Source organism: Streptomyces arenae (assembly GCF_022343545.1).
GTDB classification, from domain to species: domain Bacteria; phylum Actinomycetota; class Actinomycetes; order Streptomycetales; family Streptomycetaceae; genus Streptomyces; species Streptomyces humi.
Window position 1 is genome coordinate 22,584 of sequence record NZ_JAKQYH010000057.1, and the last position, 23,023, is coordinate 45,606.

The following is a 23,023-nucleotide window of genomic DNA, read 5'->3' on the forward strand; positions in this document are numbered from 1 at the left end:
CGGTCTTGACTGTCAGTGATGGCGGGTAGCGTTTTCGGCATGGGGAAGCACGAAAAGGCACACATCGTCTGGGACTGGAACGGGACCCTCTTCCACGACAACGACGCGATCATCGGGGCGACGAACGCGGCCTCGGCCGAGCTGGGCCTGGCGCCGATCACGCTGGAGCAGTACCGGGCGCTGTACTGCGTGCCGGTGCCGAAGTTCTACGAGCGGCTGATGGGGCGGCTGCCCACGCAGGCGGAGTGGGAGGTCATGGACGAGATCTTCCACCGGTACTACGCCGAGCACCGCGTTCTGTGCGGGCTCACCGAGGGGGCGGCCGAGCTGCTGGCCGGGTGGCGTTCGGTGGGGCGCAGCCAGTCGCTGCTGAGCATGTACGTGCACGACGAACTGGTGCCGCTGGTGCGCGGATTCGGCATCGAACCGCACTTCCTGCGGGTGGAGGGGCGTGTCGGGCCGTCCGGGGGCAGCAAGGCCGAGCACATGGTGCGGCACCTGCGGCAGCTGGCGGACGTGGCGCCCGGGCGGACCGTGGTGATCGGGGACGCGGCGGACGACGCGGTGGCCGCGCACGCGGCGGGCGCGAAGGCCGTGCTGTACACCGGGGGGTCGCACGGCCGGGCGAGCCTGGAGGAGGCCGGTGTGCCGGTGGTGGACTCACTGGCGGAGGCGGTCGAGGAGGCGGAGAGACTCGTGGCGTGAGCCGGGGGCGCAGGAGCCGTCCCGACACCCCCGCGAGCCGTCGTCGCTGTGCAGAACGTCAAAGTTGCACCCCCTGTTTTGTACACATACGGCTCATGACGGGCCCCCGGTCGGGAGCGATAGCCTTGGTGGCGTGATCAGCGCGATAGTTCGCGGGGGCGTCGGCGCCCCTGCCCTGCGCCCGGTGAGCACGGAACACCTCCGTGACCGGGCGGCGGTCGCTGGTCTTCTCGTGCGGAGGGCGTCGCGGACGGCCCTGGCAGTGGTGGCGCCGAGAGAGACGTCACACCCTTGGGGCCCGTCGAGAATGGCCGAATACCCCCCGCTCATCTCGCCTTGCGGCATAGCGTCGAAGCCGACCGGAGACCCCGGCCGTGGCGTCGAGCCGCAGGGGGAAGAGCCCGTACTTCCTTCTACGTCACGCAATGGCGCGCGACAGGAGCCAGAGGACAATGCAGACCAAGCTGGACGAAGCCAAGGCCGAGCTGCTCGATCGGGCCGCCCGGGTAGCTGAGAACAGCCCGGCCGGGGGGCACCTACCGACTGGGACGACGGGAGAGGTGGACCAGGAGTCCGTCCTCACGTTCCTCCAGCGCTACTACCTGCACACCGCACCGGAGGACCTGGCCGACCGCGACCCGGTCGACGTCTTCGGGGCGGCCGTCTCGCACTACCGTCTCGCGGAGACCCGCCCGCAGGGCACCGCCAACGTCCGGGTCCACACCCCGACGGTCGAGGAGAACGGGTGGACCTGCAGCCACACCGTGGTGGAGGTCGTCACCGACGACATGCCCTTCCTCGTCGACTCGGTCACCAACGAGCTGACCCGGCAGGGACGCGGCATCCACGTCGTCATCCACCCCCAGTTCGTGGTGCGCCGTGATCTCACCGGCAAGCTGATCGAGGTGCTGCCCACCCCGGCCCCCGGCGACGAGCTGCCGCACGACACGCACATCGAGTCCTGGATCCACGTCGAGATCGACCGTGAGACCGACCGCTCCGACCTCAAGCAGATCACCGCCGATCTGCTGCGCGTCCTGTCGGACGTCCGTGAGGCCGTCGAGGACTGGGAGAAGATGCGGGAGTGCGCCGTCCGCGTCGCCGAGCACCTCGGTGACGAGCCGGTTCCCGCCGACCTGCCCGGCCCCGAGGTCGAGGAGGCCCGCGAGCTGCTGCGCTGGCTGGCCGCGGACCACTTCACCTTCCTCGGCTTCCGCGAGTACCAGCTGCGCGAGGACGACTCCCTGGCCGCCGTGCCCGGCACCGGCCTCGGCATCCTGCGCTCCGACCCGCACCACGCCGTCGACGAGGGTCACCCCGTCAGCCCCTCCTTCGAGCGGCTCCCGGCCGACGCGCGCGCCAAGGCCCGCGAGCACAAGCTCCTGGTGCTGACCAAGGCGAACAGCCGGGCGACCGTGCACCGGCCGTCGTACCTGGACTACATCGGCGTCAAGAAGTTCGACGCGGCCGGCAACGTGGTCGGTGAGCGGCGCTTCCTGGGGCTGTTCTCGTCGGCCGCGTACACCGAGTCGGTGCGCCGGGTGCCGGTGATCCGCCGCAAGGTCGACGCGGTCCTCGAGCGGGCCGGGTTCTCACCCAACAGCCACGACGGCCGCGACCTGCTCCAGATCATGGAGACCTACCCGCGCGACGAGCTGTTCCAGACCCCGGTCCCGGAGCTGGAGTCGATCGTCACCAGCGTCCTCTACCTCCAGGAACGCCGCCGGCTCCGCCTCTACCTGCGCCAGGACGAGTACGGCCGCTACTACTCGGCCCTCGTCTACCTGCCCCGCGACCGCTACACCACCGGCGTCCGGCTGCGGATCATCGACATCCTCAAGGAGGAACTCGGCGGCACCAGCGTCGACTTCACGGCCTGGAACACCGAGTCGATCCTGTCCCGGCTGCACTTCGTGGTCCGCGTCCCGCAGGGCACCGAACTGCCCGAGCTGTCGGACGTCGACAAGGACCGCATCGAGGCCCGCCTGGTCGAGGCGGCCCGCTCCTGGGCCGACGGCTTCGCCGAGGCGCTGAACGCGGAACTCGGCGAGGAGCGCGCGGCCGAACTGCAGCGCAAGTACACCAACTCCTTCCCCGAGGGCTACAAGGCCGATCACACCCCGCGCGCGGCGGTCGCCGACCTCGTCCACCTGGAGCGGCTCACCGAGGAGGCGGGCAACGACTTCGCCCTCAGCCTCTACGAGCCGGTGGGCGCCGCCCCCGGCGAGCGCCGCTTCAAGATCTACCGCAAGGGCGCGGCGATCTCCCTGTCGGCGGTGCTGCCGGTCCTCAACACGCTCGGTGTCGAGGTGATCGACGAGCGGCCGTACGAGCTGCGCTGCGCGGACCGGACCACCGCGTGGATCTACGACTTCGGGCTGCGCATGCCGAAGTCCCAGGGCGCCGCGAGCGGCGACTACCTGGGCGAGGACGGCCGCGAGCGGTTCCAGGAGGCCTTCGCGGCGACCTGGACCGGACAGGCGGAGAACGACGGGTTCAACGCCCTGGTGCTGAGCGCCGGGCTGACCTGGCGGCAGGCGATGGTGCTGCGGGCGTACGCCAAGTACCTGCGGCAGGCCGGTTCCACGTTCAGCCAGGACTACATGGAGACCACTCTCCGGCACAACGTCCACACCACCCGGCTGCTCGTCTCCCTCTTCGAGGCGCGGATGTCGCCGGACCGGCAGAAGGCCGGCCTGGAGATCGTCGACGCGCTCCTCGAGGAACTGGACGCGGCGCTCGACCAGGTGGCCAGCCTCGACGAGGACCGCATCCTGCGGTCCTTCCTGACCGTCATCAAGGCGACGCTGCGCACCAACTTCTTCCAGGAGACGGCGGCCGGCCGGCCGCACTCCTACGTCTCCATGAAGTTCGACCCGCAGGCCATCCCCGACCTGCCGGCGCCCCGCCCGGCGTACGAGATCTGGGTGTACTCGCCGCGCGTCGAGGGCGTGCACCTGCGCTTCGGCAAGGTCGCGCGCGGCGGCCTGCGCTGGTCCGACCGGCGTGAGGACTTCCGCACCGAGATTCTCGGCCTGGTCAAGGCGCAGATGGTGAAGAACACCGTCATCGTGCCGGTCGGCGCCAAGGGCGGCTTCGTCGCCAAGCAGCTGCCGGACCCGGCCAAGGACCGCGACGCGTGGCTCGCGGAGGGCATCGCCAGCTACAAGACGTTCATCTCCGCGCTGCTCGACATCACCGACAACATGGTGGCCGGCGAGGTCGTGCCCCCGCAGGACGTGGTCCGGCACGACGAGGACGACACCTATCTGGTGGTCGCCGCCGACAAGGGCACGGCGACGTTCTCCGACATCGCCAACGAGGTGGCCGGCAGCTACGACTTCTGGCTCGGCGACGCCTTCGCCTCCGGCGGCAGCGCGGGCTACGACCACAAGGGCATGGGCATCACCGCGCGCGGTGCCTGGGAGTCCGTGAAGCGGCACTTCCGGGAGCTGGGCGTCGACACCCAGACCGAGGACTTCACGGTCGTCGGCGTCGGCGACATGTCCGGTGACGTGTTCGGCAACGGCATGCTGCTCTCCGAGCACATCCGGCTGGTTGCCGCCTTCGACCACCGGCACATCTTCATCGACCCGAACCCGGACGCGGCCACCTCCTACGCCGAGCGCCGCCGCCTGTTCGAGCTGCCCCGCTCCAGCTGGGCCGACTACAACACCGAACTGCTCTCGGCGGGCGGCGGCGTCTTCCCCCGCAGCGCCAAGTCCATCCCGGTCAACGGCCACATCCGCGAAGCCCTCGGCATCGAGGACAAGGTCGCCAAGCTGACCCCGGCCGACCTGATGAAGGCGATCCTGCACGCGCCGGTCGACCTGCTGTGGAACGGCGGTATCGGCACCTACGTCAAGGCGTCGACCGAGTCCCACGCCGACGTCGGCGACAAGGCCAACGACGCCATCCGTGTCGACGGCTCCGACCTGCGCGTCAAGGTGGTCGGCGAGGGCGGCAACCTGGGCCTGACCCAGCTCGGCCGGATCGAGTTCGCCCGCCGAGGCGGCAAGATCAACACCGACGCGATCGACAACAGCGCCGGCGTGGACACCTCCGACCACGAGGTGAACATCAAGATCCTGCTCAACGGCGTGGTCGCGGACGGCGACATGACGGTCAAGCAGCGCAACAAGCTGCTCGCCGAGATGACCGACGAGGTCGGCGCCCTGGTGCTGCGCAACAACTACGCGCAGAACGTGGCCATCGCCAACGCCCTCGCCCAGTCCGGGGACATGCTCCACGCCCAGCAGCGCTTCCTGCGCCACCTGGTCAGGGAAGGCCACCTGGACCGTGCCCTGGAGTTCCTGCCCACCGACCGGCAGATCCGCGAGCGCATCGGCACCGGCCAGGGCCTGACCGGCCCGGAGACGGCCGTCCTGCTGGCGTACACGAAGATCACGGTCTCCGACGAGCTGCTGGCGACCTCGCTGCCCGACGACCCGTACCTGAGCGGCCTGCTGCACGCGTACTTCCCGACGGCCCTGCGCGACCGGTTCGCCGCGGCGCTCGCCACCCACCCGCTGCGCCGCGAGATCACGACCACGGTCCTGGTCAACGACACGGTCAACACCGGTGGTACGACCTATCTGCACCGGCTGCGCGAGGAGACCGGGGCCTCCCTCGAGGAGATCGTCCGGGCGCAGACCGCGGCCCGCGCGATCTTCCGCTCGGCACCGGTGTGGGACGCGGTGGAGGAGCTGGACAACAAGGTCGACGCGGCCGTCCAGACCCGGATCCGGCTGCACTCGCGCCGCCTGGTCGAGCGCGGCACCCGCTGGCTGCTCAATAACCGGCCGCAGCCGCTGCAACTGCTGGAGACCGTCGACTTCTTCTCCGAGCGGGTCGAACAGGTCTGGCAGCAGCTGCCGAAGCTGCTGCGCGGCGCGGACCTGGAGTGGTACCAGCACGTGTACGACGAGCTGTCCGCGGCCGGTGTCCCGGACGAGCCGGCGACCCGGGTGGCCGGTTTCTCCTCTGCCTTCCCGGCGCTGGACATCGTCTCGGTGGCCGACCGCACGGGCAAGGAGCCGCTGGACGTCGCCGAGGTGTACTACGACCTCGCCGACCGTCTCGGCGTCTCCCAGCTGATGGACCGCATCATCGAGCTCCCGCGCGCCGACCGCTGGCAGTCGATGGCTCGTGCCTCCATCCGGGAGGACCTGTACGCGGCCCACGCGATGCTCACCGCCGACGTCCTCGCCGCGGGCGACGGCACGTCGACGCCCGAGCAGCGCTACCAGGCCTGGGAGCAGAAGAACACGGCGATCCTGGGCCGGGCCCGGGCCACCCTGGAGGAGATCCGCGGCTCGGACTCCTTCGACCTGGCCAACCTGTCGGTGGCCATGCGGACGATGCGCACGCTGCTGCGCACGCACGCGTAGCCGTAGGACAGCAGCCGTACGTACGACGCGAAGGGCGCCCCGAGCCTCACCGGCTCGGGGCGCCCTTCGCGTCGTACGGCTGTGTCAGGAAGGCCGGCCGGCCGTCGCCGCGGCCTGCTCCGGCGGGGCGGCCTTCGGCTTGGGCTTCGGCTTGGGCTTCGTCTTGTCGGACTTGTCGCCGGTGAAGGACTCGTACTCGGCGAGGACCTCCTCGGTCGGCCCGTCCATGCGCAGCACACCACGCTCCAGCCACAGCACCCGCTCGCAGGTGTCTCGGATGGACTTGTTGTTGTGGCTGACCAGGAACACCGTGCCCGCGTGCTGGCGCAGCTCGCGGATGCGTTCCTCCGAGCGCATCCGGAAGGACGCGTCACCGGTGGCCAGCGCCTCGTCGATGAGCAGCACGTCGTGGTCCTTGGCGGCGGCGATGGAGAAGCGCAGCCGGGCGCCCATGCCGGAGGAGTAGGTCCGCATCGGCAGGGTGATGAAGTCGCCCTTCTCGTTGATGCCGGAGAAGTCGACGATGTCCTGGTAGCGGTCCCTGATCTCCTCGCGGGACATGCCCATGGCGAGGCCGCCGAGGTAGACGTTCTTCTCACCGGTCAGGTCACCCATCAGGGCGGCGTTGACGCCGAGGAGGGAGGGCTGGCCGTCGGTGTAGATGGCGCCGTTCTCCACCGGCAGCAGGCCGGCGACGGCCTTGAGCAGGGTGGACTTGCCGGAGCCGTTGGTGCCGATGAGGCCGATCGCCTCGCCCTTGTAGGCGACGAAGGACACGCTCTTGACCGCGTGCACCAGGCGGGTGCCCGCCGCCTTCTCGGCCTGCTTGCGGCGCAGCATGCGGTTGAGGGCGGCGGTGGCGGAGCCGCGGCCGGCGCCGGTGCCGTGGACGCGGTAGACGATGTCCACCTTGTCGGCGACGACCGTGGGGATGGGGGTGTCGCTCAGGTTCTCAGCCACGGCCGTACGTCTCCTCAGCCTTCCAGAAGTAGATGAAGCCGCCGACGCCGGCGACGAGGGCCCAGCCGGTCGCGAGGATCCAGACGTGGGGCGGAAGCTGGTGCGCGTGGAAGCTGTCGATCAGGGCGTAGCGCATCAGGTCGATGTAGACCGCGGCCGGCTGCGCCTTGAGCACCGGGTTCACCCAGCTCGGCAGGCCGCTGTGGTTGCCGGTCAGCTTGTCGATGTTCCACATGACGCCGGAGACGTACATCCAGGTGCGCAGCACGAACGGCATCAGCTGGGCGATGTCCGGGGTCTTGGCGCCCCACCGGGCCATGATCATCGCCACGCCGGCGTTGAAGCTGAACTGCAGGACGAGTGCCGGGATCGCCAGCAGCCAGGAGGCGGCCGGCGGCACGCCGAAGCAGAGCAGGATGACGACCAGGGCGCCCATGGAGAACAGCAGCTGCTGGAGCTGCTGGATGCAGAAGGAGATCGGCAGCGCGGCCCGCGGGAAGTGCAGGGCCCGGACGAGGCCGAGGTTGCCGGAGATCGCGCGCGTGCCGACCATGATCGAGCTCTGTGTGAACGTCCAGATGAACACGCCCGTGACCAGGAACGGGATGTAGTCCGGCACGCCCTTCTTGGTGTGCAGCAGGACACCGAAGATGAAGTAGTACACCGCCGCGTTCAGCAGCGGGGTCATGACCTGCCAGACCTGCCCGAGCTTCGCCTGGGCGTACTGGGCGGTGAGCTTGGCGGTGGCGAAAGCGGTGATGAAGTGGCGCCGCTCCCACAGCTGGCGGATGTACGCCGGCAGGGAGGGGCGGGCGCCGCTGACCGAGAGGCCGTGCCGGGCGGCGAGCGCCGCGAGGTCGTCCTCGGCCGTGACCGGAGTCGGGGGCGGTGTGTGGAGAACCTGGGTCACATCCGCTGCTTTCTCACTCGGGGGGTGGGGGTGCTGCGGCGTCCGGCTGGGCGCCCGGTCCGTCACCCGGCGTTTCCTTACGCTTCTCTTCACGTTTTCTTACGTCGGAACGGGACCGTTTCGTCGCAACGGGAGCGTAGGCCGAGTCGGCGTCGGAACGCAACCGTTTCGTCGTCACGGAGACCTGTGCGCCGTGACACTCCCGAGCTCGGGCCGCGATCGTTTCGTTGCGGAGGGCGGACCGGATCGGTGTCCGGCCGGTGTCCGGTACGGCGGTGAGCTGGGCGTCGTTCAGCAGGTGGCGGTTGCGGCGATCGGGTGGCGGGTCCCGTCGGAACGCAACCGTTTCGTCGTTACGCCCCTATGCTGGGGGGTATGACGACGAACGCCGAGGAGTCCCAGACGCGTCCGCGCCGACGAGCCCCCGCCGGAGCGGCCGTGCTGCGCGAGGACGTGACCGAGGCCATCCGTGCCGCCGTCTTCGAGGAACTCGCGGCGGTCGGGTACGCCCGGATGTCCATCGAGGGCATCGCGCGCCGCGCCGGCGTCGGCAAGACCGCCGTCTACCGCCGCTGGCGCTCCAAGCTGCACCTGGTCCTCGACGTCGTCTCGGCCCTCGCCGTGCTGGGCCTGCCGGTGCCCGACACCGGCTCCCTGGAGGGCGACCTGCGCCTGCTGTACGAGGTCACCTCGCGTGCGCTGCGCCACCCGGTCGCCTCGCAGATCATCCCCGACCTCCAGGCCGAGGCGGCCCGCAACCCCGACATCGCCGAGGCCATGCAGAAGACCCTGCGGGAGGGCCAGGAAGGCGTCGCCAGCAAGATCATCGAGGCGGCGCAGCGGCGCGGTGAACTCGCCGGGAACCTCGACGACGACCTGGCCATGGACCTGATCTCCGGCCCGCTGTACTGGCGTTCGGTGGTGATCCGCACCCCCAAGCTGCCCAAGGGGTACCTCGCGGCGCTGGCCCGCGGGACCACGGAGGCGCTCAAGGCGCTGTGACCCGCTCGGCCGGGGATGTCACAGGCGGGCCCGCCGTCTCGTCGTAGGGGGCGCAGACATCCTCGACCCGGGAGTGGACGATGAACCTCGCCCTGTGGACCGCCGCCGGACTGCTCGCCGCCGTGGCGCTGACCGGTGGCATCACCAAGACGTTCGTGCCGAGGGAGAAGCTCGCCGCGGCCCACGGCGGCGGCTGGACCGGGGACGCGGGCGACGGGTTCGTGAAGTCGCTCGGCGTCCTCGAACTCCTGGCCGCGGCGGGCCTGGTGCTGCCCGCCGTCACCGGCGTCGCGCCGGTGCTGGTGCCGGTCACCGCCGTGTGCTGGACCCTGCTGATGATCGGCGCGATGATCACCCACGGCCGGCGCGGCGAACGGGCGTTCGTGGCGCTGAACCTGGCCTACCTGGTGCTCGCGCTGGTCGTCGCGGTGGGCCGGTTCGGCCCCGGTGCGTTCTGAGGTCGAAGGGGGAGTGGACATGAACAGGACCACGGAGTTCCAGGAACTGCGCCCGCTGCTGTTCTCGATCGCCTACCGGATCCTCGGCAGTGTCGCCGAGGCCGAGGACGCGGTGCAGGAGACCTGGCTGCGCTTCGACGGCTCGCCCACGGAGGTCAGGTCGCCCAAGGCCTTCCTGTCGGCCGCGGTGACCCGGATCTCGATCGACGTACTGCGCTCGGCCCGCGTGCGGCGCGAGACGTACGTCGGCCCGTGGTTCCCCGAGCCGCTGCTCGCCGACCCCTACGAGGACCCGGAGCGGTCCGCGGAGCTCGCCGACTCGGTGTCCATGGCGGCGCTGCTGCTCCTGGAACGCCTCAGCCCGCTGGAGCGCGCCGTCTTCGTCCTGCGGGAGGTGTTCGACTTCGGCTTCCCCGACATCGCGTCGGCGGTGGGCCGCTCGGAGACGGCGTGCCGCCAGCTGGCGGTCAGGGCCCGCCGGCACATGGCGGCGGGCCGCCCCCGCTTCGACGCGGACCGCAGGGAACGCGACGCACTGGCGTCCCGCTTCTTCGAGGCACTCCACGACGGCGACATGGCCGGCCTCCAGGACCTGCTCGCCGCCGACGTGTCCCTGGTCGGCGACGGCGGCGGCAAGGCCCCGCAGCTGGCCCGCGCGGTGGCCGGTGCCCGCAACGTGGCCCGCCTCCTGGCCGCCGTCTTCCCGGCGCTCGACCGTGTCGAGGTGACCTGCGAGCGGCACGAGGTCAACGGCCAGCCCGGCGCGGTCTTCCGCGACCGCGACGGCAGGGTCCTGCAGACCTTGTCCCTCGACATCCTCGACGGTCGCGTCCAGGCCGTCCGCGTGGTCCTCAACCCCGACAAACTCGCCCACCTGGGTCCGGTGGCCGACGCCTGGACCATCTCCGAACGACTCAAGAGGACCCGGGGAACGGCGGAGACGGACTGACGGACCCCAGGGCGTCGGTGCGCGCCACGGCACCGGGTCAGTTGCGGGCCGCCTCCGGGTGGAGCCGGATCCAGCCCTGCCAGGCCGACGTGATCATGTCCTGGACGTCGTGCTTGGCCTTCCAGGTCAGTTCGGTGGCGATGCGGTCGGCGGAGGCGACCACCCGCGCCGGGTCGCCGGGGCGGCGGGGGACGACGGCCGGGGAGAGGCCGTAGCCGGTGACCGCGTTGATGCGGTCGATCATCTCGCGGACCGAGACGCCCTCCCCGCGCCCGATGTTGAGGGTCAGGGTGCGGCCCGGCTCGGCCTGGAGGGCGCGGGCCGCGGCCACATGGGCCTCGGCCAGGTCCACCACGTGGATGTAGTCACGGACGCAGGTGCCGTCCGGGGTCGCGTAGTCGTCGCCGAAGATGCGCGGGGGCGCGTTCTCGGTGAGTCTCTCGAAGACCATCGGGATCAGGTTGTAGGCGCCGACGTCGGCCAGTTCGGGGCCGGCCGCGCCCGCCACGTTGAAGTAGCGCAGGGAGGCCGTCGCGAGGCCCGTCGCCCGGCCCGTGGCGCGGACCAGCCATTCGCCCGCCAGCTTCGTCTCGCCGTACGGCGACAGCGGTGCGCACGGCGTCTCCTCCGTCACCACGTCGACGTCCGGCATGCCGTAGACCGCCGCGGAGGAGGAGAACACGAAGGACGGGACGCCCGCCTCCGTCACCGCCTCCAGGAGGACGCGCAGGCCCTCGACGTTCTCCCGGTAGTAGTGCAGGGGGAGCTCCACCGACTCGCCGACCTGCTTCTTCGCCGCGAGGTGGACCACGCCCGTCACCTCGTGCTCGGCCAGCACGCGCGCGATGTTCTCGCCGTCCAGCGTGGAGCCCGTCACCAGCGGCACGTCCTCGGGCACCCGCTCGGCGATGCCGGTGGACAGGTCGTCGTAGACCACCGTCCGCTCGCCCGCCTCGGTCATCGCGCGTACGACGTGCGCCCCGATGTAACCGGCGCCGCCGGTGATCAGCCAGGTCATGGGTGGCGGTCCCCTCCGTCAGTTGCCGTGCAGGTCCTCAGTCACCCTTCAGTGAAGCAGGTGCCGCCGACAACTGGGGGCGCGCGAGGTGACTCCCCGTGACAGGGGCGCCGACCGGGGCGCCTGCGGCAGCGTCGGGCGCCGTGCTCCGCGGCCCGCCCGTGGCCCGCCACAGGCGGGTCAGGGACAGGACGGCGGCGGTGACCAGCAGGCCGTTGCGGACGAGCATCAGCAGGCAGCCCGTCCAGGTGCAGCCGACGACCTCGGCGTAGAACGTGGGATAGGCGACGGAGCTGAGCGCGGTCGCCGCGACGACCAGCGCGGCGACCGGGCGCTGCGTGGTGTGCCGGGAGGTCAGGCACACCGCGGCCAGGCCGAGCAGCCAGATCATGTACTGCGGGCTGATCACCCGGCTGGTGACGGTGAAGAGGAGGACGGCGCTCAGCGCCGCGTCGTACGGGGTGGCCGCGGTCCAGTGTCTCGCCCGTACCCGCCACACCAGCAGGAGCGCGAAGGCGGCCGCGGTGAGCGCGAGGGACGCGGTCGCGACGGCGTGCACGTGCGGGCCGACGAGTTCCATCGCGCCGTACCGGTAGCGGACCCTGCCGCGCCAGCCGGCGTGCCGCGCGAGGCTGAGCGCGGTGCCGCCGAGCGACTCGATCTGCACACCCCGGCCGCCCTGTTGGCGGAGGAAGGCCAGCGGGTTGCGGAACGACACCACGAGCGCGGCGAGCGTCACGGTCCCCGTCAGAGCCGCCGACAGCCACGCCGACCGCGTCGGCCTGCCCCGCTCCAGACCCAGCAGGACCAGCGCCGGCCACACCTTCACCAGCGCGCCCAGGGCCGCCAGCGTCCCGCACGCGCGCGGGGAGCGGGACAGTGCCAGCAGGGAGAGCACGGCGAAGGCGGTCACCTCCACGTCGTAGCGGGCGAGCGGGAGGTGGAGGAGGAGGGGGAGGCCGCCGGTCCACAGGGCCGCCCCGAGCAGGGTGCGGCCAGGGCGGCCGCCGGCCCGGGCCAGGGCCGCCGTGACCAGCGCGTCGGTGAGCAGGGTGAGCGCCACGAACGCCTGGAAGTAACTCAGTCCGGGCACCAGTCCCGGCGCGAGCAGCACCGCCCCGGCGCCCGGCGGGTACTGCCACAACGTGTCGTGCGCCGGGAACGCGCCGTGCGACAGGACGCCGTACCAGTGGAAGTACAGCCGCCAGACTTCGCGCGCGACCGCTCCGTGTCCCAGGGGTCGCTCGTTGTTGTGGGCGAGGAGCCACAGCATCAGCGCGCGCGTGGCGAGCCAGCCGGCGGCGAGCCGGAGGAGCCGCAGGGAGTGCTCCGGGCGCGGGAGTCGAACAGGTGAGGCGAACGGGGCGGGTGGGAGCGGGAAGTACGGGCGGCGATTCATCAACCGTGAGCGTAAGCCGCCCGGATGGTGTATCCATGCCGATACGCCGTCATTACCCGGCAAAGGTTGGCTAATCGCAAAAGATCGGGCCGTGGTGAGTATCGGGCCTCTCGCAAAAGCACGTCCGCGGACCAGGCGCTCGACGGACGTCGGCCGGCCGACTCCGTCGAGTCGGCCGGAACCGTCGGACGCACCGTCACCCGAGGTGCCGCCCGGCGAAGGCCCCGGGCCCTCGCCCGGGCGCCGTGGGCCCTCCGGGCGCACGGGGCGGTTGCGTCGTGCCGCGGCCGTCGCCGTTCCGGGCGCTGTGATGCTCGCCGTCGGGCTCTGGGGGCTGCACCGCGGCGGCATGTGGCGGGACGAAGCCGTCACGTACCAGGTCGCCCGGCGCACGGTGCCGCAGATCTGGCGGCTGCTGCACGGCGTGGACGCGGTGCACGGCCTGTACTACCTGCTGATGCACGTCGTCCTCGCCGTCGCCCCAGGCCGTCCCGGCGAGGTGGATCTCCGGCTGCCCTCGGTGTGCGCGGCCGCCGTCACCGCGAGCCTGGTGGCCGCCCTCGGTGCCCGCCTCGCCCGGCCCCGCGTCGGCCTGTGGGCCGGGCTGCTGTTCGCGGTCACCCCCCTGGTCGGCCACTACGCGCAGGAGGGCCGCTCCTACGCCCTGGTCGCCGCCGGGGCGACCGGCGCGACCCTGGTGTTCGTGCGGGCGGCGGCCGAAGGGGGGCGGCGGACCTGGGCGTTGTACGGCGGGGTCCTCGCGGTCACCTGCTGGCTGCACGAGTTCGCGGTCCTGCTGCTGCTCGCGCACGCGGGAACTCTGGCGCTGGCCCGTTCGTCGGGAAGGGTGTGGCGGGGGTGGTGCTGCGCGGCCGGGGGCGTGGTGCTGTCGCTGCTGCCGATGGTCGTCGTCTCGGGCACCCAGTCGGCCCAGGTGGCATGGCTGACGGAGCCGGACGTGGAGACCGCGCAGGAGCTGCTGCGCCAGTACCTCGGGCCGACCGACGGGGTGTACTGGGCGTGCCTGGCGCTGGGGCTGCTCGGGCTGACCCGGCTGGTGGGCCGGCGCGGTGAGGTGACGCTCGCGGCGGTCGCGCTGCCGCTCGCGGTGCTGCCACCGGTGGCGCTGATGCTGGCGTCGCAGTTCACACCGCTGTACGTCGACCGGTATGTGCTGTACGCGCTCGCGGGAGCGCCGTTGCTGGTGGCGCTCGGCGCGGACCGGCTCGCCGGGATGCTCGGCAGGCTCTGGTCCCACGGCACGGGGACCGCGCCCAGGTCGCCGGCGTTCACCCTGGCCGGGGTGCTCGCGGTGGTCCTCGCCTTCACCCACCAGGTTCCGCTGCTGCGGGCCGACCGGGTGCCGGGGACCCGGCCGGACGACCTCGGCGCGGTCGCGAGGGCGGTGGCGCGCGTGTTGCGGCCCGGCGACCCGGTGCTGTTCCTGCCGGCCCACGCGCGCGGTACGGAGCTGACCTATCCGGAGGACTTCAGGGGCACGAGGGACGTGGCGCTGGCCGAGCCGGGGCCGGCCTCGGGAACCCTGTACGGGCGCGAGGTGGGAGTGGCGACGCTGCGGCGGAGGCTGGCGGGTGCCGACGAGGTGTGGGCGGTGGTGGAGAAGTACGCGATGGTCCGGGGGTACCGGCCGCGGCTGCCCACGGAGCGCGCCAAGTACGCCGTGCTGAACCAGCAGTTCGTGCTGCGGCAGGAGATGGTGGTGGACCGGATCGCGCTGCGGCTGTACGTGCGGCCGATCCGGGGTGGTGACGGTCAGCCGTGAACCGCGGGGCGGTCAGCAGGAACCCTCCTCCAGGGCCGCCGCGTCCAGGGTCCCCGTCAGCTGGTCCAGGCGGGCCTTGAGATCGCGGATCTCGTCCACGTCGAAACCGGTCGCCGAGACGATCCGGCGGGGCACCTCCAACGCCCGCTCCCGCAGCGCCGTCCCGGTCTCCGTCAGCCGTACCTCCACCGAGCGTTCGTCCCGTGTGCTGCGCTCCCTGCGGACCAGGCCGGCCGCCTCCAGGCGCTTGAGGAGCGGCGAGAGGGTGCCGGAGTCGAGGCGCAGGTGTTCGCCGAGCCTCTTGACCGGCAGGTCGCCCTCTTCCCACAGCACCAGCATCACCAGGTACTGCGGATAGGTGAGACCCAGGTCCTTGAGGATCACCCGGTAGACGCCGTTGAAGGCGCGGGACGCGGCGTGCAGGGAGAAGCAGATCTGGCGGTCCAGGCGGAGCCACTCTGCCTCAGGCGCGGGGGTCGGAGTCGTCGCGGTCATGGCCCCATCGTAGCGCTTGCGAGCCATTAAGTTGTGCACAACTTAATTGTGTGCTCTACTTGGCGTCGTGAGGGCGGCCGGAACGGAGCCGCCGGAACACCGAACCACCAACCTCGAGAGGGATGGTCTTCCATGGACGCGCTCTACACCGCAGCCGCCACCGCCACCGGCCGGGAGGGACGGGCGGTCAGCTCGGACGGGCAGCTGGACCTCGCGCTGGCGTTCCCGCCCGCGCTCGGCGGCAACGGCCAGGGCACCAACCCCGAGCAGCTCTTCGCCGCCGGTTACGCCGCCTGTTTCGCCAGCGCCCTCGGCGCCATCGGCCGCCAGGCCAAGGTCGACACCGGTGAGATCTCCGTGACCGCCGAGGTCGGCATCGGCAAGGACGAGTCCGACGGCGGCTTCGCGCTCAAGGTCACCCTGCGCGTCGAGCTCCCCGAGGAGCTCGCCAACGAGACCGGCGAGAAGCTGGTCCACCAGGCCCACGACTACTGCCCCTACTCCAAGGCCACCAAGGGCAACATCCCCGTCGAGCTCATCGTCGAGTAGCCGGCCGCGCCGCCACCGGTGCCTCCTTCGGCCGGGTGAGCCGCGCGAGCACCTCACCGGTCCGCCGGCTCCAGTCCACGACCACCGCCTCCGCGGGCAGCCTCTCCCGCCGCGTCAGCAGCAGCCAGCGCACCCGGGGGCGGTGGTCGTGTCCGTCGGCCAGCTCGACGCCGTAGCCGGGGAGCAGGCGCACGGCGTAGTACGCGTCCGTGACCACCGGTTCGCCGGGGCCGATGTGCCGCACCGCCCAGTCGTACGACGGCCAGCGCGGCGGTTGCACGAAGCCGACCGGGTCCACCGAGCGGGGTACGACCGCTCCGGCCTGCGCGGCCAGGAAGCCCAGGCAGGTCCCGCCGGCCGTGGCCCAGCCGAGCGCCCGCCGCCACCCGGGCCAGGGCCGCGGTGCCGCCAGTTCCACGGCCAGCGCGCACTGCGGGGCCAGCAGCGCGAGACCGAGCAGTTCGCCGAAGCCGTGCCGCCGGCCACCCACCGCCATCACCAGGCACTCCACCGCGAACAGCAGCACCAGCGGATCACGCCGGACCGCACCCCACACGGCACCCCCGGCCGCCCACCTCCCGCGCCGACCCCCATCCGCGACCCACCGGCCCGGCCAGTCGCAGTTCACTTCCCCTGCCCTCCGGGACCGCAGCCACAGTGCGGGTACGCCCGGCAGCAGGGCCAGCCAGCACTGGGTGGCCAGCGCGTCGTACCGCTCGTACGGCTGGGGCGGCACGTGGGCGTGTGTTCCCAGCGCGACCACGCCGGCCGCCACCGCGCACAGCAGCGCCCACCGCATCCACACCGCGCCCCGCCACCCCCGCTGCCGGCCCGCCGTGAACGCCGCCGCGCCGGCCGCCGCGCCCGCCCCGAGCACCGGGTCGGCCAGCGCCACCACCCCGTACAGGACGCCGAGCGCCGCGTATCCGGTCGGGCTGCGCAGGCCGGTCGGGCCGACGAAGCGGACCCGGCGCAGATCGCGGGCCCGGGCGCCGGTCAGGGCCCAGGCCCAGAACGTGAGGCCGAGGGCGAAGGCGGACGGATAGCCGAGGCTCCCGGCCAGCGGCAGCAACGCCACCGAGCCGCCGCCCCGGACCGGTTCCGTGCCCCACAGCACCGCCATGAAGGCCAGCGCCAGCACCGGCGCGAACGGGCGCGGGGTCAGCACCCGGACCAGCCGTCCCAGCCCGGTCAGCAGCACCAGCAGGTTCAGCGGGCCGCAGAGCCGCAGCACCTGCCACCCGGTCAGACCGGTCAGCCTCGCCAGCGTGCCCTGGGCGAGCACGTACGGGGAGACGGCGGGGTCCGCCAGGCCGGCCCGCAGCCCTTCCACCGCCGCCGCGTGCCGGCCGGCGTCGCAGCACGGCGGCAACCGCCAGTACGCCAGCGTCATCAGCAGCCAGAACAGCAGACCGAAGAGCTGGTACGGGGTGAGCCTGCGGACCCGGCCGCCGCGCAGGGCCGTGGAGCCGCGCGCGGCGCGCCGGACCAGGGCGCCGGTGCTCACCGGCGGGGACGGACGGGGCGGACCATTGGGGAGGTGTTCCCGCCCGCCCGGTCCGATGTGCCGACCATCACCTCATCGAGTGGTCCGAAGAAAAGACCTCGACGCTCACCTCATCGGGTGAACGCCGACCGCCGCACGGGCCCCTTGCGCGGGCACCGCAGCCATCCGGTGCGCGAGCGGCTCCAGGAGCAGCGGCACCCCCACCACCGGCAGCAGCCAGGCCAGCACGATCAGCCGGTCGCCGCCGATGGTGATGTCCGGGTGCCCGGCCTGGGTGAGGATCCCGGTGCCCGCCGCCGCCAGCAGGAAGACCCCGAAGGCGGGCCGCCGCCACGTCCCCCACGCCCCGGCCGCCAGCGCGGCCGCGAACAGGGGCTCCTTCGCCTGCCGGCGCAGCCACTCCACCCAGAAGTTCCCCTCCAGATGGAGGAACTCCCGCCACGGACGGAGCCGGTCCGGGTGGGCGTAGTGGTTGGTCAGCAGGTCCTGCACGCTCTCCGTCTCGGAGGGGTAGCGCAGCAGCCGGGCCAGCAGCAGCGTGCCCGCGACCGCCAGGCACCCGGCGGCCGCGATCGCCACCACCCCGCGCCCGGGGGCCCGGCCGTGCCGCCCGCGCCACAGCGCGACCGCCGCTCCCGCCCCGGCCAGGTCCGCCCCGAGGAACAGCGCCTGCGAGTGCTTCACGGTGAACAGCGCGAGCAGTGCGCCCGCGACCAGCGCCGTGCCCGTCCGCGCCCGCCGGGTCAGGGCCAGCGCGCAGCCCCACACCGCCGTCAGGGTCAGCGCCAGCAGCAGGCCCTCGGCCATGGGACGCATCGCGGTCGTACCGACCGGCAGGACGTAGTACAGGGCCTGGCCGGTCAGCGCGAGCGGCACCGGGACCGACAGCGTCCGCAGGACCAGGAAGACCAGCATCCCGCCCGCGACCGTGACCAGCACACTCGCCAGCCACACCCCCCACGTCACCCCGAACACGGCGACGAACGGCAGCAGGAACACCGGATAACCGGGCCGCACCTCGAAGACGGCCCGCAGCCGGGGGCCGACGAACGGCACGATGTGCCCGTCCGTCTGGGCGCCGCCCGCCCGCAACCGCCGTGTCACCCGGCGCAGTTCCGCGGACCGGCAGTCGGCGTACACCCGGCCGGCCGGGCTCGGCGCGTGGAAGCGCAGCACGTCCACGCTCTGCGCGCGCCGCGCGGCCGACGCCCGGCCGGCGCACACCCAGTCGACCGTCTCGGCCGCCGCCTGCCGCTTGCCCGTCCCGCCGAGCGCCAGCGCGTACGACACGTAGTTCTTGGAGTCGGGGGTGTCCCGGCCGGTGACGTCGGCGAGTTGCAGCACCGCGCACACGGCGGCCAGCACCAGCACCCAGGTGCGCGGTCTCATGTCGACGCCAGCAGATCGTGTCCGGAGGCCGGTTCCGGCACCCGGGCGGCGGCGGGCGGCATCGGCTCGCCCAGCAGCAGCGTCCGTACGACGCGTTCGGCGGCCCTTCCGTCGTCGAACTCGCAGAACCGGGACCGGAAGTCGGCCCGCAGCCGCGCCGACTCCTCGTCCCGCCAGCCGCCCGAGGTGAACAGCCAGACCAACTCCCGGTAGGAGCGCGAGACATGGCCGGGCGCCTCGGCGGTGATGTCGAGGTAGGCACCCCGGCTCGCGGTGAACGCGGGCCAGTCGTCGGCGTGCACGACGATCGGCCGGTCCAGGTTGGCGTAGTCGAACATGATCGACGAGTAGTCGGTGACCAGTACGTCCGAGGCCAGCATGACCTCCTCGACGTGCGGTTCGCCGGTCGCGTCGACCACGACCCCGCGCCGGTGCAGCTCGGCCAGCCCGAGCCCGCGGGCCGGGCCGGTCGCCAGCGCCGGATGCAGCCGGACCACGAGGGTGTGGCCCGGCCCGAGATCGGCCGCGAACCCGGTCAGGTCGATGCGGTCGGTGTGACCGCCCCGGACGTAGTCGCGGCGGGTCGGCGCGTAGAGCACGACGGTGTGATCGGCCGGAATACCGAACCGCTCCCGAAAACCCCCACCCACCACACCCGCCCCCGCGCTGCCGCCGGCACCGGCACCGGCACCGCCCGGTCCCGTGCGGGCCGCGTCGACCAGTACGTCGTTGCGGGGGCTGCCGGTGCGGGCCGAGGTGAAGTGGCAGGGGTAGGCCCGTTCCCAGACCAGCTCCGAGTGGCGGTTGGCGACGAGGCTGTGGTCCCAGCGGTCGGCCCGGCGCAGCATCTGCGGCACGTCGAAACCGAGCCGGGCGCCGGGCTTGCCCAGCAGGTCGGCGCCCAGGTACTTGAGCGGGGTGCCCCGATGGGTGTGGACGTGCACGCTCCCGGGCCGTTTCACCAGCGCGCCGGGCCAGTTGACGTCGTTGACGAAGAACTTCGCGCGGGCGGTCAGCCGCAGGTACTCCGGGGAGTCCAGGAGCACGTGCTCCACCCCCGCGGGCAGCTCCGCCGCCACCTCCTCGTCCTTCACCACCCACACACCGCGCAGGTCCGGCGCGATCTCCCGGGCCGCGCGGTAGACGGCCGCCGGGTCGCCCAGCAGGCCCCGGTGTGAGGACGCCGAGTACAGGACCAGGTTCTCGTCCAGCGGCCGCAGGGCACGCAGGCCGCTGAGCGCGCGCCGGGTCCGGACGCCCGCCGCCCGCCGTACCCGCAGCGCCTGCCGGCCGGCCTCGCGGCCCGCCCGCCCGGCCTGCTGCCGGAGCCGGTACCCGGTGTACGAGCCGCCCAGGACGCCCAGGCCGGCCCCCTCCGGCCGCAACGCCCGGTACAGCTCCGCCGTGCGCCGGAAGAACTCGGCCCGGGCGGCGGGCGGCAGCCGGTCCGGCTTGGCCAGGATGTCCAGGCAGTGCTCGCCCATCTTCCGGTGCAGGTAGGGCCGCCAGTCCGCCAGTTCCGGCCGGGAGTCGACGAAGGCGAAGACCCGTAGGTACTGGTCGTGGACGTCGAAGTGCTTGCGGCTGGTGGTGGACAGGATGTTGCCCTGGCGGCGCTGGCGGTAGTTCAGGCAGATCCGGTCGAGGGTGGCGATCCGGGCCGCGCTGAGCATGACCGGGAAGGTCCAGGGGGTGTCCTCGTAGTAGCCCGGCGGGAACCGGAAGCCGTGCTCCTCGACGAAGTCCCGCCGGTAGACCTTGTTCCAGACGACCATCAACAGGTCGAGGATCTCCGGGTGTTCGGCGACCGTGAAGGTGTCCGACCGGGCGCCGAGGACCTCCGCGAGGGCGTTGCGCCGGGTACCGCCCCACCAGTAGGTGCGGGCGTAGTCGAAGACCAGCACGTCCGGGTCGCCGGACTCCGCGAGCCGGTCGGCGATCGCGTGCAGCGCACCCGGGACGAGGGTGTCGTCGCTGTCGAGGAAGAAGACGAAGTCGCCGGTGGCGTAAGGGAGTCCGGCGTTACGGGCGCGGCCGAGGCCGACGTTCTCCGGGAGGTGCAGCGCCCGCACGCGCGGGTCGCGGGCCGCGTACTCGTCGAGGATGGCGCCGCATCCGTCCGGGGAGCGGTCGTCGACGGCGATCACCTCGATGTCGTGGAAGGACTGCTCCAGGACCGAGTCGAGGCACTCGCGCAGGAAGCCCTGCACCTTGAAACAGGGCACGATCAGACTGAATCGGGGCACGGTCAGCTCCTGACGAGGGTCGCGGCCGGTGCGGGCAGGCGTTCCGCCAGCGGGATCACCGCCGGGACCGACTCCGGCGGCTGGCCCAGCAGCACCCGCCGTACCACCCGTTCGGCGGCCAGGCCGTCGTCGAACTGGCAGAACCGCTGCCGGAACGCGGACCGCAGCTCCTTGGACACCGGGCCGCGCCAGGAGCCGTCGCGAAAGATCCGGGCCAGTTCCTCGGGGGTACGGGCGACCGGTCCCGGCGGCTCGGCCATCAGGTCGAAGTAGACGCCCCGGGTCTCCCGGTAGACCTCCCAGTCGTCGGCATAGACCACGATCGGCCGGTCGAGGTTGGCGTAGTCGAACATGATGGAGGAGTAGTCGGTGACCAGCGCGTCCGCCGCCAGGCAGACGTCCTCGGTGGAGTGGTGCCCGGTGACGTCGATGACCCGGCCGGTGCCCGCGGTGAGCCGGCCCTGGTCGTAGAAGTAGTGCGCGCGCAGCAGCACGACCACGTCCTCGCCGGCCGCCTCGCAGAACGCCTCCAGGTCGAGGCCGGGCTCGAACCCGGTGTGGTGGTCGCGGTGGGTCGGCGCGTACAGGACGGCCGTCCTGCCGTCCGGGACGCCCAGCCGCCGCCGGATCCGGATCACGTCGTGGGCGGACGCCGTGTAGTACACGTCGTTGCGCGGATAGCCGTACTCCAGTGCCTGGTACGAGCCGGGGAAGGCGCGCTCCCAGGTCTGGGTGGAGTGGCGGTTGGCGGACAGGTTGAAGTCCCAGCGGTCGACGCGGCCGAGCAGCCTGGTGAAGCTGCCGGTGCGCGCGGCGACCACCGGGTACGTCGACTGGTCGACGCCCATCTTCTTCAGCGGGGTGCCGTGCTGCGTCTGGAGGTGGACGCTGCCGGGCCGCTTGACGACCCCTTCGGCGAAGTTGGCGTTGTTGATCAGGTACTTGGCGCGGGCCAGCACCTGCCAGTAGCGGCGGCTGCCGATCACCGCGTGGTCGACGCCCTTCGGCAGGGTGTGTTCCCGGCCCGCCTCGACCAGGAACACCGAGTGGATGCGCGGGACGAGGTTGCGGGCCACGGCGTGGATCGCGGCCGGGTTGCAGGTGTAGCCGCGCCCCCAGTAGGCGCAGTACACGGCGAGGTTCGCGTCCAGCGGGCGGCGCAGCTCCAGGGCGTAGCGCAGCCGGGTGAGCGGCATCCGCGGCCGGGGCAGCCGCGCGGCCACGGCGGCCGCCACCCGGTTGGCCCCGCGCAGCGCGCGGAACGCCGTGTACGCCCCGGCCGCGAGGAGCCGGTGCTGCACGCCCACGCTGCCGCCCGGCATCCGGAACCCGGCCGGCCGGTGGGTGCGGTGCAGCCGTCCGGCCCGGCGGAAGAAGGCCCGGTGCCCGGACGGCATCCGGTCCGGGCGCGCGGCCGTCCGCAGCACCAGTGCGAAGACCTGCTCGAACAGCGCCCGTGCCCGGTCGCCCGGCAGCGCGGCCGCCCGCTCCAGCACCAGTTCCGCCTGGTCGAGGAGGTCCTGCTGGTGCGCACCTGGCAGGTTCGGCCGGCTGCCCTGCCGGCGCAGCCGGTGCCGTACGACCACCGACCGCAGCGCCGCGATCCGCTCGGCGGCGACGGTGGTCAGGCCGCCCCAGCCGACGTCCGTGAAGTGGCCGTCGGGAAACACCAGCCGCCGGTCCACGACGAAGTCGCGGCGGTAGGCCGCGCTCCAGGCCGGCAGCGCCACCCCGGTCAGCTCCGGCGCCTGCTCCGGTGCGCACGGGCCCGGCGGGGCGGCCGCCAGCAGCGGTGCCGCCGGGGCGGTCGGCTCGCCCTCCCACCACGGTGCCCGCTCGTGCCCGAAGTACAGGACGTCCACGTCACCGGTGTCGGTGAGCCGTCCGGCCAGCCGCGCCAGCGCGCCCGGCACCAGCAGGTCGTCGCCGTCGAGGAACAGCAGGTACGTGCCGCGGGCCGCCCGCATCCCCGTGTTGCGGGCCCCGGCCAGTCCGGCGGACGGCGGTGAGTGCACCGGGACCACCCGGGCGTCCCGCTCGGCGTATCCGGCGGCGACCGAGGCGGCCGGGGCGTCGGGACCGTCGGGGACCGGGATCAGCTCCAGGTCGCCGAAGGACTGGGCGAGGACGGAGTCCAGCGCCTGGGACAGCCGGCCGGCGACCCCGTGGGACGGGACGATGATGCTGAAGCGGGGCATGCTGCTCTTTCTCAGATGTGCATGCGGCCCGGTCGCCCCGCCGGTCGCCAGGTGGACGGCCGGGA

Annotated in this window: 16 protein-coding genes; 7 read left to right on the forward strand and 9 right to left on the reverse strand. The window is 72.5% G+C overall.

The window, feature by feature from the left end:
* Window positions 1-39 precede the first annotated feature (39 nt).
* The gene (locus tag MB828_RS25380) at window positions 40-705 is read left to right on the forward strand and encodes an HAD family hydrolase (RefSeq protein ID WP_133021564.1); all 666 of its coding nucleotides are present in this window, start codon (window positions 40-42) and stop codon (window positions 703-705) included.
* A 452-nt stretch (window positions 706-1,157) separates the two neighbouring features.
* Complete coding sequence (locus MB828_RS25385; RefSeq protein ID WP_301650216.1) at window positions 1,158-6,095, forward strand: NAD-glutamate dehydrogenase; 4,938 nt, start codon at window positions 1,158-1,160, stop codon at window positions 6,093-6,095.
* 84 nt (window positions 6,096-6,179) lie between these two features.
* On the opposite strand, the gene MB828_RS25390 is transcribed toward MB828_RS25385, so the two are convergent.
* Together MB828_RS25390 and MB828_RS25395 are read right to left on the reverse strand one after the other, a co-directional pair.
* Window positions 6,180-7,055 carry an ABC transporter ATP-binding protein gene (locus tag MB828_RS25390; protein WP_301650217.1) on the reverse strand — a complete coding sequence of 292 codons (876 nt, stop codon included), beginning with the start codon at window positions 7,053-7,055 and terminating at the stop codon, window positions 6,180-6,182.
* A complete protein-coding gene (locus MB828_RS25395; protein WP_301650218.1) occupies window positions 7,048-7,965 on the reverse strand; it encodes an ABC transporter permease in 918 nt (305 codons plus the stop codon). Before MB828_RS25395 ends, MB828_RS25390 begins: the two co-directional genes overlap by 8 nt.
* A gap of 375 nt (window positions 7,966-8,340) precedes the next feature.
* Here MB828_RS25395 and MB828_RS25400 point away from each other — a divergent pair, with 375 nt between their 5' ends.
* The 3 genes from MB828_RS25400 (at window position 8,341) to MB828_RS25410 (ending at window position 10,374) form a co-directional block, all read left to right on the forward strand.
* Entirely contained in the window at window positions 8,341-8,967 is a 627-nt protein-coding gene (locus tag MB828_RS25400; RefSeq protein ID WP_046729218.1) for a TetR/AcrR family transcriptional regulator, read from the forward strand.
* 80 nt (window positions 8,968-9,047) lie between these two features.
* Complete coding sequence (locus tag MB828_RS25405; RefSeq protein ID WP_301650219.1) at window positions 9,048-9,425, forward strand: DoxX family protein; 378 nt, start codon at window positions 9,048-9,050, stop codon at window positions 9,423-9,425.
* Between the two features lie 19 nt (window positions 9,426-9,444).
* On the forward strand, window positions 9,445-10,374 hold the full coding sequence (locus MB828_RS25410) for an RNA polymerase sigma-70 factor (protein WP_301650220.1): 930 nt from the start codon (window positions 9,445-9,447) through the stop codon (window positions 10,372-10,374).
* Between the two features lie 37 nt (window positions 10,375-10,411).
* On the opposite strand, the gene galE is transcribed toward MB828_RS25410, so the two are convergent.
* Both galE and MB828_RS25420 read right to left on the reverse strand, forming a co-directional pair.
* Window positions 10,412-11,392: a UDP-glucose 4-epimerase GalE gene (gene galE / locus MB828_RS25415; protein ID WP_301650221.1), complete on the reverse strand. Its 981-nt coding sequence runs from the start codon at window positions 11,390-11,392 to the stop codon at window positions 10,412-10,414.
* A 37-nt stretch (window positions 11,393-11,429) separates the two neighbouring features.
* The gene (locus MB828_RS25420) at window positions 11,430-12,665 is read right to left on the reverse strand and encodes a glycosyltransferase family 87 protein (RefSeq protein WP_301650282.1); all 1,236 of its coding nucleotides are present in this window, start codon (window positions 12,663-12,665) and stop codon (window positions 11,430-11,432) included.
* Window positions 12,666-13,101: 436 nt separating this feature from the next.
* Between MB828_RS25420 and MB828_RS25425 the strand changes: the two genes are divergently transcribed.
* The gene (locus MB828_RS25425) at window positions 13,102-14,574 is read left to right on the forward strand and encodes a glycosyltransferase family 39 protein (protein ID WP_301650222.1); all 1,473 of its coding nucleotides are present in this window, start codon (window positions 13,102-13,104) and stop codon (window positions 14,572-14,574) included.
* A gap of 12 nt (window positions 14,575-14,586) precedes the next feature.
* Here the strand turns inward: MB828_RS25425 and MB828_RS25430 are convergent, their stop codons facing one another.
* Complete coding sequence (locus MB828_RS25430) at window positions 14,587-15,069, reverse strand: MarR family winged helix-turn-helix transcriptional regulator (protein WP_301650223.1); 483 nt, start codon at window positions 15,067-15,069, stop codon at window positions 14,587-14,589.
* A gap of 132 nt (window positions 15,070-15,201) precedes the next feature.
* Between MB828_RS25430 and MB828_RS25435 the strand changes: the two genes are divergently transcribed.
* Window positions 15,202-15,618, forward strand: coding sequence for an organic hydroperoxide resistance protein (locus MB828_RS25435; protein WP_133021573.1), 417 nt, complete (start codon window positions 15,202-15,204; stop codon window positions 15,616-15,618).
* Here MB828_RS25435 and MB828_RS25440 read toward each other — a convergent pair.
* The 4 genes from MB828_RS25440 to MB828_RS25455 form a co-directional block, all read right to left on the reverse strand.
* On the reverse strand, window positions 15,605-17,125 hold the full coding sequence (locus MB828_RS25440) for a hypothetical protein (RefSeq protein ID WP_301650224.1): 1,521 nt from the start codon (window positions 17,123-17,125) through the stop codon (window positions 15,605-15,607). The two genes, MB828_RS25435 and MB828_RS25440, sit on opposite strands and share 14 nt — an antisense overlap.
* 105 nt (window positions 17,126-17,230) lie before the next feature.
* On the reverse strand, window positions 17,231-18,514 hold the full coding sequence (locus tag MB828_RS25445; protein WP_301650225.1) for a hypothetical protein: 1,284 nt from the start codon (window positions 18,512-18,514) through the stop codon (window positions 17,231-17,233).
* On the reverse strand, window positions 18,511-20,760 hold the full coding sequence (locus tag MB828_RS25450; protein ID WP_301650226.1) for a bifunctional glycosyltransferase/CDP-glycerol:glycerophosphate glycerophosphotransferase: 2,250 nt from the start codon (window positions 20,758-20,760) through the stop codon (window positions 18,511-18,513). Before MB828_RS25450 ends, MB828_RS25445 begins: the two co-directional genes overlap by 4 nt.
* 2 nt (window positions 20,761-20,762) lie before the next feature.
* On the reverse strand, window positions 20,763-22,958 hold the full coding sequence (locus tag MB828_RS25455; protein WP_301650227.1) for a bifunctional glycosyltransferase/CDP-glycerol:glycerophosphate glycerophosphotransferase: 2,196 nt from the start codon (window positions 22,956-22,958) through the stop codon (window positions 20,763-20,765).
* Between the last annotated feature and the right edge of the window lie 65 nt (window positions 22,959-23,023).

What these genes read in the sequence shown, in the direction of transcription:
- MB828_RS25380 (WP_133021564.1), top strand. Translation starts at nt 40, where the DNA reads ATGGGGAAGCACGAAAAGGCACACATCGTCTGGGACTGGAACGGGACC.
- MB828_RS25385 (WP_301650216.1), top strand. Translation starts at nt 1,158, where the DNA reads ATGCAGACCAAGCTGGACGAAGCCAAGGCCGAGCTGCTCGATCGGGCC.
- MB828_RS25400 (WP_046729218.1), top strand. Translation starts at nt 8,341, where the DNA reads ATGACGACGAACGCCGAGGAGTCCCAGACGCGTCCGCGCCGACGAGCC.
- MB828_RS25405 (WP_301650219.1), top strand. Translation starts at nt 9,048, where the DNA reads ATGAACCTCGCCCTGTGGACCGCCGCCGGACTGCTCGCCGCCGTGGCG.
- MB828_RS25410 (WP_301650220.1), top strand. Translation starts at nt 9,445, where the DNA reads ATGAACAGGACCACGGAGTTCCAGGAACTGCGCCCGCTGCTGTTCTCG.
- galE (WP_301650221.1), bottom strand. Translation starts at nt 11,392, where the DNA reads ATGACCTGGCTGATCACCGGCGGCGCCGGTTACATCGGGGCGCACGTC.
- MB828_RS25420 (WP_301650282.1), bottom strand. Translation starts at nt 12,665, where the DNA reads ATGCTGTGGCTCCTCGCCCACAACAACGAGCGACCCCTGGGACACGGA.
- MB828_RS25425 (WP_301650222.1), top strand. Translation starts at nt 13,102, where the DNA reads ATGCTCGCCGTCGGGCTCTGGGGGCTGCACCGCGGCGGCATGTGGCGG.
- MB828_RS25430 (WP_301650223.1), bottom strand. Translation starts at nt 15,069, where the DNA reads ATGACCGCGACGACTCCGACCCCCGCGCCTGAGGCAGAGTGGCTCCGC.
- MB828_RS25435 (WP_133021573.1), top strand. Translation starts at nt 15,202, where the DNA reads ATGGACGCGCTCTACACCGCAGCCGCCACCGCCACCGGCCGGGAGGGA.
- MB828_RS25445 (WP_301650225.1), bottom strand. Translation starts at nt 18,514, where the DNA reads ATGAGACCGCGCACCTGGGTGCTGGTGCTGGCCGCCGTGTGCGCGGTG.
- MB828_RS25455 (WP_301650227.1), bottom strand. Translation starts at nt 22,958, where the DNA reads ATGCCCCGCTTCAGCATCATCGTCCCGTCCCACGGGGTCGCCGGCCGG.